Origin of the sequence: Nocardia sp. GP40 (assembly GCF_050434125.1) — a bacterium.
GTDB lineage: Bacteria > Actinomycetota > Actinomycetes > Mycobacteriales > Mycobacteriaceae > Nocardia > Nocardia albiluteola.
The window spans coordinates 142846-162256 of the sequence record NZ_JBNPVW010000014.1 but is presented as its reverse complement, the minus strand read 5'-3'; the positions used below and the strand labels follow the sequence as shown (position 1 = coordinate 162256).

Here is a 19411-nt window from a genome sequence, read left to right as displayed (position 1 = left end):
CCGGATCGGCCGGCTGATCGATCTCGGCCACCCGGCCACTTCACTCGCACGCCAGGGACCGGATCGGCTGGTGGTCCGGTCGCTCGGATGCCAGGAACGGCTCAGAAGGGCGCATTACAGCGGGACCAGCGGCAGCCAGTGCGCGAGTTCGCCTGCGCGCGTGCCGGATACGCTCAACCCCCCGGACTTCACCGCTGCCTCGTACGAAAGCAGCCCGGTGGCCAGCAGCAGCCAGGTGCGCGCATCGGTCTCCACCACATTCGGTGGCGTACCCCGGGTATGCCGCGGCCCCTCGATGCACTGCACCGCCACGAACGGCGGCACTCGCACCTCCACCGAGCCACCGGGTGCACCGGCCGCCAGCGTGCGCGCCGTGCCGCGCACCGCCGCCGCCAGCTCGGCGCGTGGGGGTGCGGGGCGGGTCTCGTCCCGCAGCCATTCCTGCACCGCCAGCACCGCGGCCCGCACCTCCGCCGGATTCACCGCTCCTCGTCGCACCACGCCTGCGAGGGTAACCGGCGTCGCCGACGGCGCTGAGCGCCCGAGGTGCGTGAGCGTTCGAGACATGGAAATGAGCAGAACAACCATTCTCCGGCTCACAAGATCTCCATAGCGTCGTAGCCATGGCAACAACGAACACAACCTCCCCACGCCTCGCGCTCGCCGTGCTCTCGGCATCGATGCTCATGACCATCCTCGACGGCAGCATCGTGACCGTCGCGCTGCCCGGCGATTCAGCGCGATCTGGGCTTCAGTCCGGCCGGATCGAGCTGGATGGTCAATGCCTACCTCATCGCGTTCGGCGGCCTGTTGCTGCTGTCCGGGCGACTCGGCGATCTGATCGGCCGCAGGACCGTGTTCCTGGCCGGGAACGCCGTCTTCACCGCCGCCTCCGTCTTCGCGGGCGCGGCGACGGGCCCCGGCCAGCTGATCATGGCCCGTTTCCTGCAGGGCGTAGGCAGCGCGCTCGCCGCGTCGGTGGTGCTGGGCATTCTGATCACTCTGTTCCCCGGTGAGGCTGAACGCGCCAGGGCCATCGGCGTTTTCAGCTTTACCGGCGCCGCGGGCGCGGCCGTCGGGCAGGTGCTCGGTGGAGTGCTCACCGATGTGCTGAGCTGGCACTGGATCTTCTTCATCAACGCGCCGATCGGGTTGGCCACGGTTGTCCTGGCGGCACGGGCGCTGCCGGCCGATCGCGGGCTCGGAATGGCCGCGGGCGCTGACGTTCTCGGCGCGCTGCTGGTCACCGCCGGGTTGATGCTCGGCATCTATACCGTCGTCGGAATCGGCGAATACGGCTGGCTGGCGGCTCGCACTCTCCGCCTCGGTGCGGTCTCGTCGATACTGCTCGCCGCATTCGTGGTCCGTCAGGCCACCGCCCGAACCCCGTTGCTGTCGCTTCGAATCTTCCGCTCCCGCAACGTTTCCAGCGCGAACCTCATTCAGATGCTGACGCTTTCGGCGATGTTCGCCTTCCAGGTCATCGTCGCGCTCTACATGCAGAAGGTGCTCGGATACAGCACGCTCGAGACCGGGCTGGCGATGCTGCCCGCGGCGGTGGCTCTCGGCACGGTCTCACTCTTCGTGTCCGCGCCGCTGAGCACGCGTATCGGCGCCCGTAATTCGCTGATTGCCGGATTGATACTGCTACTGCTGGGCATGGGCTGGCTGACCCGGCTCCCCGTGCACGGCTCGTACGTGATCGACCTGCTGCCCATGATGGTGCTGATCGCCGGTGGTGGCCTGGTGCTTCCGGGCCTGACGGCCCTGGGCATGTCCGGCGCGAAGCCCGACGACGCGGGCCTGGCGTCCGGCCTGTTCAACACCACCCAGCAGATCGGCATGGCGCTCGGCGTCGCCGTCCTGTCCACCCTTGCCGCGTCCCGCACCGGAAACCGGCTCGCCACAGGCATTTCCGAGGCCGCGGCATTGACCAGCGGCTACCGCCTCGCCTTCACCGTCGGCACCGGACTGCTGGCGCTGGCGCTCGCAGTGACCATCACGGTGCTGCGCTCCGCCGCCGCGGCCGAAGCCGATCCGGAGGCCGAACCCGCCGCGCTGACCCTCTGATTCCACGGCAGGATCGGTCACCGGTCTCGCGAGCTCGGTGGCGTGACCAGGGCGAGGTGGCCGGTGGCGGTGTTGTAGCTGTAGCCCGAGACTCGGATGCGGCCCGAGGCGGTGGGTGAGTTCAGGATCTTGGCTACGTCGACGGGGACCGTGGTGGCCGGGTCGGTGACCGCGGTGGCTCGGAGAGCGGCGTCGTCGAAGCCACGGGGGAGGAAGCCGTGGCGCAGCTTGTCGTCGGCCATGAGGGCCGAGCCGCAGTCGATGTGGTGGATGACGGCGAGATCGAACCAGTCGGCGTCGGGCGTCACGGTCTCGTGCAGGTAGCTGATCCAGGCCAGGTCGTCGAGGAACGACTGATTGACGCGGCCGCCCACGGTGCGGGCGACGATCGCGTCGCCGAGCCTCAGGCCGAGCACGTCCGCGGGGTCGACGCGGGGATCGATGCAGGTGAGGATGTAGACCTGCTTGTTGGGTACGAACGGGATCTCCGGCAGTCGATCGCTGAAATCGGTTGCGGCGAAACGCTTGTTGTTCTCGAGTAGTTCGTCGAAGTTGTTCACACATACACGGTCGCAGCGCGGCGGGGTCGCAATCGTGCGGTTCGCGCCACCTGTCGTCAGAGTTGCGCCACCGGCATGCGGCGGTGGGTTCGGCGGTATTCGGTGGGCGTCGCGCCGAGCGAGCGCACCATGTGCAGGCGCAGGTTTCCGGCGGTGCCCAGCCCGCACCGCTCGGCGATGTGGTCCATCGGGAGATCGGTCGTCTCGAGGAGCCGTTGGGCCTCCAGCAGCCGTTGCGAGGACAGCCAGCGCATCGGAGTCATGCGGGTGCGTTCGCGGAAGCGGCGCGAGAAGGTGCGCGTGGTCATGCCCGCGTGGCGGGCCAGGTGGTTGAGCGACAGCGGGCGGTGCAGCTGCTCGACGGCCCATTCGAGCGTTCGGGCGAGGTCGTCGGCGTCCTCGCGCGCCTCGCGGCGGGGATCCTGGGCCTGCTCGCCGGACCGATGACCGGCCACGACCATCCGGCGGGCCACCGCATCGGCGACGCCCGCCCCGTAATCCGAGCGAACCAGATGGATATAAAAGTCGATGCTCGCGGATTGTCCCGCGCCCGTGAGGATTTGCCCGCCGTCGACGAACAAGACATCCGGATCGAGCCACACGCTCGGATACCGCCGCCGGAACTCCTCGGCCTCGCGCCAGTGCGTGGTGGCCCTGCGCCCATCGAGCAGACCCGCGCCCGCCAGTGCGAACGCACCCAAACACACCGAGGCCAGCCGCGCCCCCCGATCGTGCGCCGCCCGCAGCGCCTCGCGCACCGCCACATCCGGCGCATCGGTCGGGTAGTACCCGGGCACCACGACCGTATCGGCGCTCTCCAGAGCCTCCAGCCCCGCCGCCGCATCGATGGAGAACCCCGTCGAGGTCGCGACCGCCCCCGCCCGCACCCCGCAAACGCTGAACGAATACCGCTCGGCCTCATCCCGAAACCCGAAGATCTGCGCGGCAATCGCCAGATCGAACGCCACCACCCCTGGCAACGCCAGCGCGACGACGCGATGCGGACGCTGGTACGCCCAGGTCATCGGGCCACCCGGTCAGACAACATCACAACCCCTTCGGAGATGTTCACCTCCAGCATTACACGGCCGCACCCATACCGGCTCCCCCGGCTGCTCGCGCCGAGCGCGTGGGTCGCCGGCGGAATGGCTCACGCGAGCCGCGGAGGTAGCTGACCGGCCAGGTGGGGAGCGATCGCGCCGCCTGCATTAAGGGCGAAGTGCACTAGCGCTGGTGCGAGTGTGCTGCCGGTGCGGCGGCGTAACGAGCTCAGGATCAGTCCGCCGAGTGCCGTGGCGGCCACGGTGGCGGGCACGCTGTCGCCCGCGGCGCGGGCGGGAGTGATATGCCAGAGGCCGAAGGTTGAGGCGCCCAGCCAGATTCCGGACCGGCCGCAGGCACGGTCCAGGAGTGGTCCGAGGGTGGCCCGGAAGATCAGTTCTTCGGTGTAGACGGTGCCGAGTGGGATGTGGACCAGGATCCATTCGGCGAGACCGACTTCCGGTTCCCGGGACGCGAATTCGGCCAGACGAGCACGTGTGGACGGAATGGTCAGCAGGGCCGCATATCCAGCGAAGATGGATAGGGAAAGCATTGCACCCCATGCTAATCCGTCACATCGCGCCCCATTGCGGCACGAACTGTCCGAAGGGGATTCGTCGGAACTGCCACTTCCGAACGCCGCCGCGTAGCCGGTGGCGAAGGCGGCATTGGCGGCGGTGCGCCCACGCAGCCCCCACTGCAGGCGCGGCAGGATCACGGCGCTCCACAGCACCGGAATCCCCACGGCAGCAACAGTTCTCACTTGACCGCGCGCTCGTACGCTTCGGAGAGCTCGATCTCGGTGCGAATCCGCTGCTCCAGCTGCGGGTTCCAGTCCGGCGGCGGCAGGACCGCGGCCCAGCCGTCCAGTACCAGGGCGCCGTAGTTGTGGCCGTGGCCGTCGCTGACGCCCTGGGCGTTGGTGAGGTCGGCGGCGACCTGCCAGAAGGTGACGAACGGCCACCATCGCATCTGCGTGGACACGTCGGATCCGCGGCGTTCGGACAACCAATCCGGTTGGGAGAAGATCAGATCCGGCGACCACCACACGATCGGATCCGAGGCGTGCTGCAGGTAGGCGATGCGCGGACGGCGCCAATCGGGTGCGGGTTTCGTCAGATCGGCCGCGTCGGCGGCGAACCGGACCACCAGCCCGTCCGCATAGACCGGCTCGACTTCGCGCGAACCGGGGTCGCGGCGCGAGACGAACTGCTTCCACAGGCGGTTGGAATTCGGCGGCCCCACCCACAGCGCGCCGTCCACCCGCGCGCGCAGGTCCGCCAGCCCGCCGAAGGCCGACTCGGAACCCTGCGAACCCAGTGATTCCCCGTACACCAGCAGCCTCGGTCGCGCATCCGCGGGGTGTCGCGACCACGCCCGGTAGATCGCGTCGAACATCTTGCGCCCCGATTCGGCCACCTTCTGCCGGTCCGCCAGGAACGACAGCACGCTGGGCAGGTACGAATACTGCGAGGCCACGATCGCGGTATCGCCGCCGTACATGTACTCGATCGCGTTGGCGGACATGGAATTCACCCAGCCGGTGCCGGTGGTGGTGACGATGACCAGCACCTTGCGATCGAACGCGTGCGTGCGCTCGAGCTCGGCGACCGCCAGATCCTCCTGGCTCTCACCCTTCTTCGTCGAATCCAGTCCGATGTACGTCCGAATCGGTTCCATCGCGGGCTGTCCCGTCACCGCACCGATCCGGAAGGCGTCGGGCCCGTGCGAGACGAACCAGCGCCCCTCCGAGCCCAGGGTGTTCCACTTCGCCAGCGACTGCGGGCTTCCCGAGCGTTCGGGCTGCTGCGGCTGCACCGCGTAGGGGGTCATCTTGTCGTTGCGCACGCTGAACGCCGAGTTGGCCACCGCGAAGAGCGCCTTCGTGGCAATGCCGTTGAACAGCGTCACGATCAGGATCACCAGCAGCGCCGCACCGAGGGTCGGGGCGAACTTCGGTGGCACCCGGACCCACCGGCTCAGCAGCCGGGCCAGCAGCCGCACGATCTGCCGCAGCGTGCGATACACCGACACCACCAGCGCGCCCACCAGCAGGCTCAGCCCGCCGGTGCGCAGATATCCCGAGGTGGTGGTGCCCGCCATGTCCATCAGCGCGAACGTCTGCCGCTGCCAGTCCGCCGAGAGCACGAGCATGTACCCCGCGCTCAGGATGCACACCGCGAGCACGGTGAACTTCACCGCGTACTGCACCCGCAGCGACGGCGGCTGCCACGGCAGCTTCGGCCGCGCCCACCTCCGGAACATCCATTCGAACACGCACCCGACGCCGTATCCGATCACGGCGTTGAGACCGCTGATCAGGCCCTGGAACAACCAGTCGCGCGGCAGCAGCGACGGCGTGACGGACCAGGCGAAGAACACGGTCGCCACCACCAGCCCGACGTAGTTCAGGCCGATGATGTCCCGCTCGATACGGCGCAGCGCCGTCGAACCACGCCGGACGGCGACGACCCCGCGCGAACGCAGCGTCGTCAAGGCCTCGGCGGTGTCGAGCACCCATCAAGTATCCCCGCCCGTCCGCCGAAAATCGGGGATCTCCCGGTCGTGAGCACGTTCGCGCGGAAAATACGCGCCGGGCTCGAGTAGTTGTACGGAGGCCCAGCAGGCCCGCGCCCCGCACACTCGGTACTCATGAGCACTCCCGAAACACCGGGGAAGAGCACCCCGGCATTCCTCGCCCAGGCGGCCATCGCGTTCGGCGTCAGCTTCGTCGCGACCGGCTGCGGCATCTTGTATCTGCCGCTGAACATCTGGCAGCGCGGCTTCCTGCTGATGACCGTGCTGTTCCTGGTGAGCAGCACCTTCACCCTCGCCAAGGTGGTGCGCGACCAGCACGAGTCCGCCCGTGTCCATCACCGCATCGACGAGGCCCGGCTGGAGCGGCTGATGGCCGAGCACGATCCGTTCAAGGCCTGACCGGTGGGCCCGGCGGAGGGGATCGGGCCCACCATCAGGCGAGTGACTAGCCCGCGGGCTGCGGCGTGTTGACCGGTTTGCGCTCGAGTCCCTTGTGGTCGTAGAAGCGCGTGATCACCAGGCCCAGGACCAGGCCGATGGCCAGGCCCAGCGCCGACATCCAGAAGCCGCGCGACAGGCCCGCCGGGCCGCCGGCGTCGAAGTACAGGATGGCGCGGGTGCCGACGAACACCTGGTGCATCGGCTCGAACGAGGCCAGCCAGCCGAAGTATTTCGGGGTCGCCTCGATCGGGACGGATCCGCCGGAGGACGGCAGGCCCAGGATGATGAACACGATCATGTTGACGATCAGCCCGGAGCTACCGATCGCGGCGAGCACCGAGGTGCAGGTGACCCCCACCGCGATGATCACGAACGCGCCGAAGAGGTACAGCGCCAGCGGCCGGTCGATCGGCATGCCGAGCCCGTCGCCGATGCCCATCATGACGATCGAGACGATCGCCCCCATCACCACCACCGCCGCCCATTTGAGCAGCAGGGTGTGGAACCGGGAGATCGGCGTGCGGGGATAGTGCAGATACCACGGCCCCCACTCGGTCGGCAGGAATCCCAGCGCCGAGTCGATCAGCTGGTGCACGACCATCGCCCCGACCATGCCGGCCAGCAGCAGGAGCAGGGCGTAGAAGAAGGCCGTCAGGCCCTGACCGGAACCCTCCGGCAGCGGCCGGAACTGGTCGACGACGATATTGATCGGATTGGCCAGGGTGATCCGGGCGGCGCCCGACAGCGGGGTCGCCGGACCGAGCTGCGCGCTGACCTGCTCGGTCAGCTGCTTGCCGACGGTGGCGTTGACCTGGGGCAGGGCCTGCTGGCCGAACCGCTGCACGACCTGGGTGGCGAAGGCACCTATCCGCGGATTGGTCTGCAGCGTGATGATCGGGCGTTCGATATCGCCCGGGACGACGCTGCCGACGCCCAGGATGCCCAGGCGCTTGGTGAAATCGCCGGGAATGATGATCGTGCCGTATACCTGTGCCGACTGCATCTGCAGCTGAGCCTCGTTGAGGCCCAGGACACGCACGTCGAATTCGTTGGCCGGGATGGCCTTGCGCAGGCCGTCCGCGACCTGGTCGCCGAAGTTGACCCGCTGGGTCTGGCCGGGCAGCGTATCGCCGACATCCTGATTGACCAGCGCGATCGGGAAGTCGTGCAGATTCTTCTCCGGATTCACGACGTAATCCAGGTACATCAGCGTCAGCAGCGCGGCCAGCGCCGTCATCACGATGATCGGAAGGCTCCACCTCAGCGGGCTCAGGCGCCGGGGGCTAGCAGGTACTTCCGCGATGTCGGTCGTCGCCACGACCGAACGGTAGCAGCAAACGGTCTGCCAACCGGGTGATCCCGCCGGAGGTTTCGCGCGGGTGACCCGTAGAATGATCGTTGCCACCAGCCCGCCGAACAGGGAGCAAACGGTGACCAACACCGATTTGTCGGTCGAGAGCCCGAAACAGCCAGATGTGTCCGCCTCGGATCAGCCCGAAAACGAGCCCCGGGAGGAGTGCGGCGTCTTCGGCGTCTGGGCTCCCGGCGAGGATGTGGCCAAACTCACCTACTACGGCCTGTATGCGCTGCAACACCGCGGGCAGGAGGCGGCCGGCATCGCCGTCGCCGACGGCTCGCAGGTGCTGGTGTTCAAGGATCTGGGCCTGGTGAGTCAGGTATTCGACGAGCAGACCCTCGCCGCCATGCCCGGGCACGTCGCGATCGGCCACTGCCGCTACTCCACCACCGGCGCGGTGACCTGGGAGAATGCCCAGCCGATCTTCCGCACGACCGCGGTGGGCACCGGACTTGCGCTGGGCCACAACGGAAATCTCGTCAATACTGCCGAATTGGCCTCGCGTGCACGGGAATTCGGTCTGATCAACCGGATGCCGGGATCGGTTGCGGCCACCTCGGACTCGGACGTGATGACCGCGCTGCTGGCCCACGCGGCGGCAGACAAGAGCATTGAGCAGGCGGCCATGGAGCTGCTGCCCACCCTGCGTGGCGCGTTCTGCCTGACCTTCATGGACGAGCACACCCTCTACGCCGCGCGCGATCCGCACGGGGTGCGCCCGCTGTGCCTGGGCCGCCTGGATCGCGGCTGGGTGGTTGCCAGCGAGACCGCGGCCCTGGACATCGTCGGCGCGGCCTTCGTGCGCGAGATCGAGCCCGGTGAACTGCTGGCGATCGATGCCGACGGGGTGCGCTCCTCGCGGTTCGCGAACCCCGAGCCCAAGGGTTGCGTCTTCGAATACGTCTATCTGGCCCGGCCCGACAGCACCATCTCGGGCCGCTCGGTGCACGCCACCCGCGTGGACATCGGCCGCCGCCTGGCCAAGGAGCACTCGGTCGAGGCCGATCTGGTCATCCCGGTGCCCGAGTCGGGCACCCCGGCCGCCGTCGGCTACGCGCAGGGCTCGGGCATTCCCTACGGTCAGGGCCTGATGAAGAACGCCTACGTCGGGCGCACCTTCATTCAGCCCAGCCAGACCATCCGCCAGCTCGGTATCCGGCTCAAGCTCAACCCGCTGCGCGAGGTGATCCGCGGCAAACGGCTGGTCGTGGTGGACGATTCGATTGTTCGCGGCAACACCCAGCGCGCGCTGATCCGCATGCTGCGCGAGGCCGGCGCGCTCGAGATCCACGTCCGCATCGCTTCGCCCCCGGTGAAGTGGCCGTGCTTCTACGGCATCGACTTCGCCTCGCGCGCGGAGCTGATCGCCAACGGGGCTGATTCCGAGGGCACGCTCGAGGAGATGGTGGAGAACGTGCGGCGCTCCATCGGCGCCGACAGCCTGGGCTACGTCTCCCTCGACGGCATGGTCGCGGCCACCGAGCAGCCGCGCTCGCGGCTGTGCTGCGCCTGTTTCGACGGGAACTACCCGATTCCGCTGCCGACCGAGGCCGCGATCGGGAAAAATGTGCTCGAAGGGATCCTCGGCAACAAGTCGGAATCGGAGCTGCTCGGCGCGAACGCGAACGCGAGCGCGCTGAGCCGCCCCTGAGTTCACCCACCCCGCCCCCGAAGGCAGCATCCGCTCGCACGAGCCACATTCGGCCGGGATCCTGATAGGGATTCCGGCCGTCTGCTTGTCGGAGTGACTACCAGTCGCACCGCTTTGACTACCAATTGTTGCGAAACGCAACATATCGGTAACGCGCTGGCGGTACTGTCCCGCCATATCGAAGTTCACCGCGGCCGCACCGCCCTGTGATCCAGGGTGGCGCGTGCCGCGTTGCGAGGTGAGGACAGTCATGCGACGAGCGGCGACACAGGCGTCGACGACCCGGTCGGGTCGAGTGAAATCAATTACGGCGGTTGGGATGGCGGGTCTTGCGCTGTTCGCGGTCGCCGGATGCGGGTCCGGGCGCACCAACGGCGGGGGCGGCGGCGCCGGCCTGGTCATCGGGACCACCGACAAGATCTACTCCCTGGATCCGGCCGCGGCCTACGATCAGGGCTCGTACGTGCCCGAGACCCAGCTCTACCAGCACCTGCTGAACTTCGCTCCGGGCGCGACGACCGCGACTCCCGACGCCGCGCAGCAGTGCGCTTTCGCCACACCCACCACGTTTTCCTGCACGCTGAAGCCGGGCCTGAAGTTCGCCAACGGCGATCCGCTGACCGCGACCAGCGTGAAGTTCTCCTTCGACCGCATGCTCAAGATCAACGATCCGAACGGTCCGGCCTCGCTGCTGGGCAACCTGGATCACACAGATGTCCTCAACGCCGACACCGTGGTGTTCACTCTCAAGAACGCCAACGATCAGACCTTCGCGCCGGTGCTGGCCACGCAGGCCGGGCCGATCGTCGACGAGAAGGTGTTCCCGGCCGACAAGGTGCTGGAGGACGACGCGGTCGTCAAGGGCAAGGGATACTCCGGCCCGTACACCATCACCAGCTACGACAAGAACAAGCTCGTTCAGTACCAGGCGAATCCGGGCTACAGCGGCATCCTCGGCAAGCCGAAGACCGCGACGGTGTCCGAGAAGTACTACGCCTCCAGCGACAACCTCAAGCTGGACATTCAGAACGGCAACATCGATGTCGCGTATCGCAGCCTGAGCCCGACCGACCTGGATTCTCTGGGTAAGGACGGCAAGGTGGCCGTGCACTCGGGTCCCGGCGGTGAGCTGCGCTACATCGTGTTCAACATGAATACGATGCCGGGCGGTACTCCCGACCAGAAGCTGGCGGTCCGCAAGGCGGTGGCCTCCAGCATCGACCGCGACGCGCTGTCCACCGGCGTGTACAAGGGCACCTATCAGCCCGCGTATTCGCCTGTGCCGTCGGCCTATCCGGGCGCGATCGAGCCGTACAAGGCCATCTACGGCGACAAGCCCAACAAGGACCAGGCGGCCAAGTTCCTGTCCGACGCCGGCGTGCAGACCCCGGTGACGCTGAACCTGCAGTACAACCCGGATCACTACGGCTCCAGCAGTTCCGAGGAGTACGCCGCGATCAAGAATCAGCTCGAGGCCACCGGACTGTTCAAGGTCAACCTGCAGTCCACCGAATGGGTGACCTACAACAAGGAGCGGGTGAAGGACGGCTACCCGGTCTTCCAGATGGGCTGGTTCCCGGACTACCCGGACGCGGACGACTACCTGACCCCGTTCTTCGCGCCGAACAACTTCCTGCAGAACCACTTCGAGGATCCGGGCCTGACCGCGCAGCTGACCGCCGAGGCCACCGAGCCCGACAAGGACAAGCGCGCCGCGATCATCCAGCAGATCCAGACGGACATGGCGCAGAAGTTCCTGTCGATCATTCCGCTGCTCTCGGGTAAGCAGATCGCGGTCGCGACCAAGAGCGTGCAGGGTGTGGACACCACGCTCGACCCGTCGACCAAGTTCCGCTTCAGCGTGCTGAGCAAGTGACGACCGTAACCACCGAGCGGGAGCCGGCCGCCCCGGCTCCTGCTCGCTCGAAGGCGCCGCGCCGCGGTGGATCTCGTTACGGCGCGCTACTGCGCTACCTGGGCGTGCGGCTGCTGCTGATCATCCCGACGGCCTGGATTCTGGTCACGGTGGTGTTCTTCCTGATGCGGGTCGTGGGCGATCCGATCAGTGCCGCGCTGGGCGGGCGGCTGCCACCGGACCAGATCGCCGCGCGCAAGCACGCGGCCGGCTACGACCGGCCCATCCTGACCCAGTACTGGCAGTACATCTCCGGGATCGTGCGCGGGAATTTCGGTCGTACTCAGGACAATCAGGCCATCGGTCACGTCGTCGTCAGCTACGGCGCGGCGACGCTGGAGCTGGTGTTCTGGGCGTTGATCGTGGCGTTCCTGGTCGGCGTGCCGCTGGGTCGGGTGGCCGCCAAGCGGCGGGACAAGGCGGCCGATGTGGGGCTGCGGCTGTTCGCGATCCTGGTCTACGCCGCGCCGGTGTTCTTCGTCGGCCTGCTGCTCAAGCTGGTGTTCGCGGTGAAACTGGGCTGGCTGCCTGTGGCCGGGCGGGCCAGCACCAATGTCGAACTCGCGCTGCAGAACGTCTCGCCGAAGACGAACATCCTGTTCATCGACGCGATCCTGTACGGCGACAACGGATATCTGCTCGACGTGGTGAAACACGCCATCCTGCCCGCGATCACGCTCGGGCTGCTGACCGCGGGCATATTCCTGCGGCTCGTGCGGATCAACCTGATCCAGACGCTGCGCAGCGATTTCGTCGACGCCGCACGTGCCCGCGGGCTCTCGGATCGGGTCGTGACGGGCCGACATGCGTTCCGCAACGCGATGATTCCGATCGTCACGGTGATGGGCATGCAGATCGCGATGATGCTCGGCGGCGCCGTGCTCACCGAGATCACGTTCGAATGGAAGGGCCTGGGGTATCAGCTGGCGCAGTATCTGCAGGCGCGGGACTTCGTCGCGGTGCAGGGCATCGTCGCGTTCCTCGCGCTGATCGTCGCTGTGGTGAGCTTCCTGGTGGATGTTGTTGTGGCTCTTATTGATCCGAGGGTGAGGTTCTAGTGACCGCTCCTGAATTGATGGCCGAGCCGGTTGTGGTTCCGGCCGTGCCCCGGCGCGGGATTCCCGGGCTGAAGCTGTTCTCGCTCACCTCGGGACTGCAGCGGGTGACGCTGATCTGCGGGCTCGCCTTGATCGGGCTGTTCGTAATCGTCGCGCTGTTCGCGCCGCTGATCGCGCCCTACGGATTCGCCCAGATCTCCGATCACGGCGTGGATTTCGTGCGCCAGCAGGCGCCCTCGGCGCAGCACTGGTTCGGCACCTCGGTGCGCGGGGAGGACGTGTTCTCCCGCGTGGTCTACGGTGCGCGCACGGCGCTGATCGTCATCGCGATCTCGCTGGTGCTCTCGCTGATCGTCGGCGTGCCGCTGGGTTTGGTGTCCGGCTATGTCGGGCGCTGGGTGGACCGGGTGCTGGTGCTGTTCATGGACGCGATCTACGCGTTCCCGACGCTGCTGCTGGCGATCGTGGTGTCGATCGTGGTGGCGGGCGGCAACTCGTCGAGCTTCGGCGGCGTGCTGTCCGCGGCCGTGGCGATCACGGTGATCTATGTGCCGCAATACTTCCGGGTGGTGCGCAATGCGACGGTGGCGGTGAAGACCGAACCCTACGTCGATGCCGCCCGGGTCACCGGCGCGCCCATCGGGCGAATCCTGTTCCGGCACATCTTCCCCAACGTCACCCAGTCGCTGCCGGTGATCATCACCCTCAACGGCTCCGAGGCGATCCTGACGCTGGCCGCGCTGGGATTCCTGGGTTACGGCATCGAGCCGACCCAGGCCGCCGAATGGGGCTACGACCTGAACAAGGCGCTGGCCGATGTGTCCGACGGGATCTGGTGGACCGGCATATTTCCCGGTGTCGCGATCGTGCTGATCGTGCTCGGAATGACGATGGTGGGCGAGAGCCTCAACGAGGTACTCAACCCGCTGCTGCGCACCCGGCGGAACGTCGATGCGGCCCCCGCCGACGGAGTGGCTCAGGAGGGCAAGGATGACTGAATCGAACGGCGAACCCGCTGTGGTGGCGCAGGAGGGTACCTCGGGTCGCCCGACGGCCCTGGCGATTCGGTCACTGTCGGTCACCTTCGCGACCGATGCGGGCGCGGTCAACGCGGTCGACGACGTGTCGTACGAGGTCTATCCGGGCGAGGTACTGGCCATCGTCGGCGAGTCCGGATCCGGTAAATCGGTGAGCTCGCGCACCGCGATCGGCCTGCTGCCCAAGACCGCTCGCGTCAAGGGGCTGGTTACGGTCGGAGCCGACACGATCACCGCGATGTCGGAGAAGCAGCTGACCGCGATCCGCGGCGGCGATATCTCGATGGTGTTTCAGGAGCCCGGCGCGGCCCTGGATCCGCTGTTCACCGTCGGATACCAGATCTGCGAGGCCCTGCGCGCGCATACCGGCCTGAAGCGCAAGACCGCGAAAGCCCGTGCGGTGGAACTGCTTCGGATGGTCGGACTGCCGAATCCGGAGCATCGGGTCGACTTCTATCCGCATCAGCTCTCGGGCGGGCAGAAGCAGCGCGTGATGATCGCGATCGCCATCGCCTGCGAGCCCAAGGTGATCATTGCCGACGAGCCGACTACGGCGCTGGACGTCACCGTGCAGGCCGAAATCCTGGAGTTGCTACGCGATCTGCGTGATCGCATCGGCAGCGCCATCGTGCTGATCACCCACAATATGGGTGTGGTCGCCGATCTGGCCGACCGCGTCGTGGTGATGCGCTCGGGCAAGGTCGTGGAGACCGCGCCGGTGGACGAGCTGTTTTCCGCGCCGAAGGCGCAGTACACCCGCGATCTGCATGCCGCCGTACCGCACCTGGGTGCGGGGCTGGCGCCGAGCGAGGAGGCGGTGTCGCCCATTCCGCCGCAGTCGGATTCGGTGCTCGGTGCCGATCGGGCGGCCGAAGATAGTGCGGCAGCGGATATACCAGCTGCTCAGGTGGCGGGGGAAGGTAAGGATCCGGCCGATGCGGCGGTGGAGACCGTCCTCGAGGTTCGCGATCTGACCGTGGAATTCCCCGGGGTGCTGGGCCGTTCGGCCTTCCGCGCGGTCGATGCGGTGAGCCTGACCATTGGCCGGCGCGAAACCCTCGGTTTGGTAGGGGAATCCGGGTCCGGCAAGACCACGATCGGTCGCTGCGTCGCGGCCTTGCAGCGGCCGTCCGCCGGCGTCATCCGGATTCAGGGCAGGGAGCTGACCGGGCTGTCGGAGCGCAAGCTGCGCCCGGTGCGCAAGCGGCTGGGCTTCGTATTCCAGGATCCGGCAACGTCATTGAATCCGCGACTGACCGTCGGGCAGTGCATCGCCGAGCCGCTGGTGGTGCACCGCGCGGCCACTGGCGAGGCGTTGCGCACCCGGGTACGCACCATCCTGGACGCGGTGCAACTGCCCACGGGCACCGAAAAGCGCTATCCGCACGAACTGTCGGGCGGGCAGCGGCAGCGCGCGAGCCTGGCGCGGGCCCTGGTGCTGAATCCGGATCTGCTGATCGCCGACGAGCCGACCAGCGCGCTGGATGTCTCCGTGCAGGCCACCGTGCTCGAGCTGTTCGCCGATCTGCAGCGGGAATTCGGCTGGGCGTGCCTGTTCATCAGTCACGACCTGGCCGTGGTGGATCAGCTCGCTGCCCGGATCATGGTGCTGCGCAACGGCGCCGTGGTCGAGCAAGGTACCCGCGACGAGATCCTGCGCCACCCGGCCCAGGAGTACACCCAGCGCCTGGTCGCGGCCGTCCCCGTGCCCGACCCGGCCGAACAGCGCCGCCGCCGCGCCGCCTCCGCGGCCCTGTTCGCGACCGACCACGGAGGCTGACCCGAATCAGCTGTGGCGCCCACGAATTCCGCCCGGAAGACACCAGGCGGTGCCAGGGTCGGCGGCCGGTGCCGGACGGTCGTCGACCCCCAAGGGGGTTTCACTGTTCCGATAGCTCACTGGGGGTCGCCGCCTCCGGGCTCAATACCGTCACGACCAAGATTGCCCTGAGGGTCGTTGGGAGGTGACCGGCGGCGCTGCCGGTCACCGAACCACCTCAGGTTGGTCAGCGCTTGCCTGCCTCGATGGTCTTCGGTGCTTTGCCTGTTCCGGTGATGCTGATCCGGCGTGGTTTGGCCTTCTCGGAAATCGGCAGGGTGACCGACAGGACGCCGTCGCTGTAGGTCGCGGTGATGTGATCGGCATCGACCGCGTCGCTGAGCGACAGCTGCCGCATGTAGGTGCCGGTGAAGCGTTCGGAAGCCAGCCATTGCACGTGCTCATCGCCGGGCAGGCTGCGGCGCGCCTGCAACGTCAGGGTGCCGTGATCGACGCTGACGTCGATGGACCCGGGGTCCGCCCCGGGCAGATCGGCGTTGAGCACATAGTGGTCGCCGGCGCGGAACAAATCCATCGGCATGAAACGTGGTGCGCGTGCGGAACCGGCGGTGTCGCCGAGGAATTGGCGAGCAACGGTGTCGAGATCGTGGAACGGATCGAATCTGAGCACAGGGACCACCTCCGTATCGAAGACTGACGCCCACCACGGCGGTGGACGCCGTGAGCTGTGCATCGATGAATCTAGCATTCCCGCTGGCGGGGAGCTAGAACTCGGCGCTGGTCCATGCGGCCCGTCCTGAGCGTCGGAAGGTCGCCATCGCTGGTTTGCTACCGGAGTGCACGCCGGGACGAACGACTCCGGCGCCGATGACCACCGGACCTGCCGAGACCGGCGAGTGGCCGCCGACCCTGGACCATATCGAAACGTCATCGACTGCCATCGCGGGGACCGGAAAGGACATCGTCCGAACATGAGCACGCTGCGCATCATCGCCGGCACCGCCAATCTCGGGCTGGCCGACGCCCTCGCCAACACCGACACCATCGAGCACCGCCACCTGCCGCCGGAGATTCGAGTGTGCTCGGTCGCGCCGCTCCTGGCGGAGACCATAGCGGGAATGCACAGCGGGCAATCGTCGCGCGAGCCGGCGAGCGCCGCCCGGAGCGCCCAGGGATGAGCCGGTGCTGCTCCCGAGGATCCGGCTCGAGACGCCGACTGCCCTGCGTGGGACAAGGGGACTCGCACCCGGCGGGTTCCGGTCCCGACGACGGTCGATGCCCGCGGACTCGACACGTTCCACCATCCTGCTGTCGAGCATCGGTCTTGTTCGTATCCGCTGACCTGGGTCGTGACGCGCGTGCGCGAGGAGGTCGTCGGGGCGATGACGGACAGTGCGCGGTGACGGGATCCCACGACCGGGACCGGCTTCGGACCGGACGGCCGGATCCAGCCTCCGCTGCGCGGATATCGCCGCGGACAATCAACGAATCCGTTCGGCCGCAACACCGTTCGTCGACGCGCCCGGGTCGATGAGCATCGGCGGCACGTCCCCGTGGTCTATAGGCGGTGCCCGGGAGCGGCTGATGCGCTTCTCGCGGTCGGCGGCAGTGCATGTGGCACGGCTGCTAGCGGGAGCGCTGCCGATCCTGACATTCCCAGCCCCGAATCTGTCCTGGCTGGCCTGGTTCGCGCTCGTTCCGGGGCTCGTACTGATGATTCGGGCGCGCACGACGCGTTCAGCCGCGGTGTGCGCCTGGTGGTTCGGCGCTGGATACTTGATCGCGGGCCTCTACTGGCTCGTGCCGGAGATCGGGCCCGGATTGCTTCTCATCGGCATCGTCTTCGGAGCTACCTGGATGCCGTTCGGTGCGGCCGCGCGGCACCTGCTCCGCCCGCCGGTTACGGTGCCGCGAACAGCGGCCGCAGCGATCGTACTGCCCAGCTGCTGGATACTCGCCGAATGGGTGCGATCATGGCGGCTGTTCGGTGGGCCGTGGGCGGTACTCGGGGCCGGTCAATGGCAGCATCCAGCCGTACTGGTGCTGGCCGCTTGGGGTGGGATGTGGCTGGTCGGTGCCGCGATCGTACTGACCGATACCGGGATTGTCCTGGCCGCAGTGTCGATCCGGCCGCGCTGGTTCGCTCCGGCCGGCACTGCGGCGAGAATCGGTCGGCCAGTGCCGAAAAGTGGTGTGCTGCCACCGATCCTGGCGGCCTCGGCGGTAATGGTCGGTATCGGGGCGGGGCCGCTGCTGTTCGCGCTCGCCTCCCCACCCGCAGTAGCGGAAACGGAGACCATTGCGCTGGTGCAGCCCGGGGACCAGGACACGAGCCGGGGCGAGGACAGCTTGACAGCCGCACTGGCCGGTTCGGCATCGGGCGATCCGCGGCCGGACCTGATCGTGTGGGGTGAGAGCAGTGTCGCCGGTACCGATCTGGATCGCGATCCGGCCCTGCTGGAACGGATCCGGGCACTGTCCGCGGCGGCCGGCGCCGACATCCTGGTCGATCAGGACGCGGTGGTGTCGGGAATTGGCAAACAGAAGATGGCTGTCCTGGTGAATGCGCAAGGGGTGCAGGGCACGTATGTGAAGAACCGGTTGGTGCCCTTCGGCGAGTACATTCCGTTTCGCCGCTACCTGGGCTGGCTGACCAGCATCAGCCGGGCAGCACCCCGCGACACGGTGCCCGGCATCGGACCACACCTGCTATCGCCGACCGACCGGGCCGGGCGGACCCTACCGATCGGCGTGCTCATTTGCTTCGAATCGACCTTCCCCGACATGTCGAGGATGGCAACGAATCTCGGCGCTCATCTGATCGTGTACCAGACCGCGACCGTGACCTTCCAAGGCACCTGGGGCCCGGACCAGCACGCCGCCCTCGCGGCAGTGCGAGCCGCCGAAACCGGGCGACCCGTCGTGCAGGCGGCTCTGACCGGCGATTCGGCCGCTTTCGACGCCCAGGGCCGCCGACTCGCTTGGCTGAGCCAATCCGAACACGGCGTGATCATCGCGAGCCTCCGCATACCCCCGCAATCCGACCGCACACCCTACGACCGCCTCGGTGACTACATACCCTGGACTGCTGTCGTGGTCACCGCCGCCACCGTGATCCTCGCGGCCCGATCCGCCGGATTTCCTGCGTGACCTGGCCTCTGGGCGATGTGCGAGGCCTCGAGCCGGTGACCTCCGGCTCTTCTGGACGGCACTGTGACACGGGCACACTCCTCTCATGCGAGTACGGGTGGCCGTTCGTGTTCTTCCGCGACCCCGCGTGTCACCGCGGCTGCGTGCTCTACCACCGTTATGACGGCCACTACGGACTGCTCACCCCCAGCGCCTGACCCCGCCATGGCCGCCGACCGGCTCACGATGACCGGCACCACAAGTCATTCCGATGGGTCGCCGTGGTCTGCTGACAGCTCGCCGCGGCTTGCGTCCCCCGTGCGTCGGCTCAATACCGTCGCGACCAACGCCGTGCCATCGGCGGTCCGACCACCCGGACCCGGTTGATATGCAACGGATTCGGCAGTGAGTGCGGTGCCGCAGCGATCGCATGTCACCGCCGCATTGGCCTGCTCGCCGCAGGTATGGTGCCGCAGCAGTAACGGCGGCCCCTGCTGCCCGGACTCCCACCGGTCACCCCATGCCATGAGCGCGAACAGCGCTGGAATCAGATCGCGCCCCTTGTCGGTCAGGTGATACTCGTAGCGGTCGGGCCGCTGCTCGTACAAATGACGTTGCAGCACACCACCATCCACCAGCCGTTGCAGCCGCTGGCTCAGCACATTGGTGGCCACCCCGAGATCCCGCTGCAACTCTTCGAAGCGCCGCAGCCCCAGAGCGGCGTCGCGAAGTATCAACAGCGCCCACGGATCGCCCACGATCGACGCCGACCGCGCGATCGAGCACGCGATCTCGTGAAAGTCTGTCCTCGCCACATCCAGTCCCTTGCTTTTA

Annotated in this window: 17 protein-coding genes and 1 pseudogene; 10 read left to right on the top strand and 8 right to left on the bottom strand. The window is 67.5% G+C overall.

Features of this window, described 5'->3' with window-relative positions:
* Positions 1-114 precede the first annotated feature (114 nt).
* Positions 115-501 carry a sterol carrier family protein gene (locus ABH933_RS34605; RefSeq protein ID WP_429423906.1) on the bottom strand — a complete coding sequence of 129 codons (387 nt, stop codon included), beginning with the start codon at positions 499-501 and terminating at the stop codon, positions 115-117.
* Between the two features lie 273 nt (positions 502-774).
* Between ABH933_RS34605 and ABH933_RS34600 the strand changes: the two genes are divergently transcribed.
* Positions 775-2070: an MFS transporter gene (locus tag ABH933_RS34600; RefSeq protein ID WP_429423905.1), complete on the top strand. Its 1296-nt coding sequence runs from the start codon at positions 775-777 to the stop codon at positions 2068-2070.
* Positions 2071-2087: 17 nt separating this feature from the next.
* Here the strand turns inward: ABH933_RS34600 and ABH933_RS34595 are convergent, their stop codons facing one another.
* From ABH933_RS34595 to ABH933_RS34580, 4 genes are all read right to left on the bottom strand, one after another.
* The gene (locus ABH933_RS34595; protein WP_429423904.1) at positions 2088-2630 is read right to left on the bottom strand and encodes a carbonic anhydrase; all 543 of its coding nucleotides are present in this window, start codon (positions 2628-2630) and stop codon (positions 2088-2090) included.
* Positions 2631-2686: 56 nt separating this feature from the next.
* Positions 2687-3655, bottom strand: coding sequence for a GlxA family transcriptional regulator (locus ABH933_RS34590; RefSeq protein ID WP_429423903.1), 969 nt, complete (start codon positions 3653-3655; stop codon positions 2687-2689).
* Positions 3656-3780: 125 nt separating this feature from the next.
* Entirely contained in the window at positions 3781-4224 is a 444-nt protein-coding gene (locus tag ABH933_RS34585) for a CPBP family intramembrane glutamic endopeptidase (RefSeq protein WP_429423902.1), read from the bottom strand.
* Positions 4225-4430: 206 nt separating this feature from the next.
* Positions 4431-6188, bottom strand: coding sequence for an alpha/beta hydrolase (locus ABH933_RS34580; protein WP_429423901.1), 1758 nt, complete (start codon positions 6186-6188; stop codon positions 4431-4433).
* Between the two features lie 135 nt (positions 6189-6323).
* Between ABH933_RS34580 and ABH933_RS34575 the strand changes: the two genes are divergently transcribed.
* A complete protein-coding gene (locus tag ABH933_RS34575; protein WP_429423900.1) occupies positions 6324-6608 on the top strand; it encodes a YiaA/YiaB family inner membrane protein in 285 nt (94 codons plus the stop codon).
* A 46-nt stretch (positions 6609-6654) separates the two neighbouring features.
* Here the strand turns inward: ABH933_RS34575 and ABH933_RS34570 are convergent, their stop codons facing one another.
* Positions 6655-7968 (bottom strand): YhgE/Pip domain-containing protein, encoded by a 1314-nt coding sequence (locus ABH933_RS34570; protein WP_429423899.1) that lies wholly within the window; start codon positions 7966-7968, stop codon positions 6655-6657.
* 112 nt (positions 7969-8080) lie between these two features.
* Between ABH933_RS34570 and purF the strand changes: the two genes are divergently transcribed.
* From purF to ABH933_RS34545, 5 genes are all read left to right on the top strand, one after another.
* Complete coding sequence (gene purF / locus ABH933_RS34565; protein WP_215916105.1) at positions 8081-9658, top strand: amidophosphoribosyltransferase; 1578 nt, start codon at positions 8081-8083, stop codon at positions 9656-9658.
* A 319-nt stretch (positions 9659-9977) separates the two neighbouring features.
* Positions 9978-11534: an ABC transporter substrate-binding protein gene (locus ABH933_RS34560; RefSeq protein WP_429423898.1), complete on the top strand. Its 1557-nt coding sequence runs from the start codon at positions 9978-9980 to the stop codon at positions 11532-11534.
* 89 nt (positions 11535-11623) lie between these two features.
* Entirely contained in the window at positions 11624-12631 is a 1008-nt protein-coding gene (locus tag ABH933_RS34555; protein ID WP_429424059.1) for an ABC transporter permease, read from the top strand.
* 17 nt (positions 12632-12648) lie between these two features.
* A complete protein-coding gene (locus ABH933_RS34550; protein ID WP_429424058.1) occupies positions 12649-13629 on the top strand; it encodes an ABC transporter permease in 981 nt (326 codons plus the stop codon).
* Positions 13622-15448, top strand: a complete 1827-nt coding sequence (locus tag ABH933_RS34545; protein ID WP_429455206.1) for an ABC transporter ATP-binding protein — start codon at positions 13622-13624, stop codon at positions 15446-15448. Before ABH933_RS34550 ends, ABH933_RS34545 begins: the two co-directional genes overlap by 8 nt.
* Before the next feature lie 226 nt (positions 15449-15674).
* Here ABH933_RS34545 and ABH933_RS34540 read toward each other — a convergent pair whose 3' ends face one another.
* Positions 15675-16118: an Hsp20/alpha crystallin family protein gene (locus ABH933_RS34540; RefSeq protein WP_429423896.1), complete on the bottom strand. Its 444-nt coding sequence runs from the start codon at positions 16116-16118 to the stop codon at positions 15675-15677.
* Between the two features lie 301 nt (positions 16119-16419).
* Between ABH933_RS34540 and ABH933_RS34535 the strand changes: the two genes are divergently transcribed.
* The 3 genes and pseudogenes from ABH933_RS34535 to ABH933_RS34525 all read left to right on the top strand — a co-directional run.
* On the top strand, positions 16420-16626 hold the full coding sequence (locus tag ABH933_RS34535; protein ID WP_429423895.1) for a hypothetical protein: 207 nt from the start codon (positions 16420-16422) through the stop codon (positions 16624-16626).
* A 406-nt stretch (positions 16627-17032) separates the two neighbouring features.
* Positions 17033-18598, top strand: coding sequence for an apolipoprotein N-acyltransferase (gene lnt / locus ABH933_RS34530; RefSeq protein WP_429423894.1), 1566 nt, complete (start codon positions 17033-17035; stop codon positions 18596-18598).
* Positions 18599-18693: 95 nt separating this feature from the next.
* A pseudogene (locus ABH933_RS34525) lies at positions 18694-18795 on the top strand (HPF/RaiA family ribosome-associated protein); the annotation flags it as partial.
* Positions 18796-18840: 45 nt separating this feature from the next.
* Here ABH933_RS34525 and ABH933_RS34520 read toward each other — a convergent pair.
* The gene (locus ABH933_RS34520) at positions 18841-19392 is read right to left on the bottom strand and encodes a winged helix-turn-helix transcriptional regulator (protein WP_429423893.1); all 552 of its coding nucleotides are present in this window, start codon (positions 19390-19392) and stop codon (positions 18841-18843) included.
* Positions 19393-19411 lie beyond the last annotated feature (19 nt).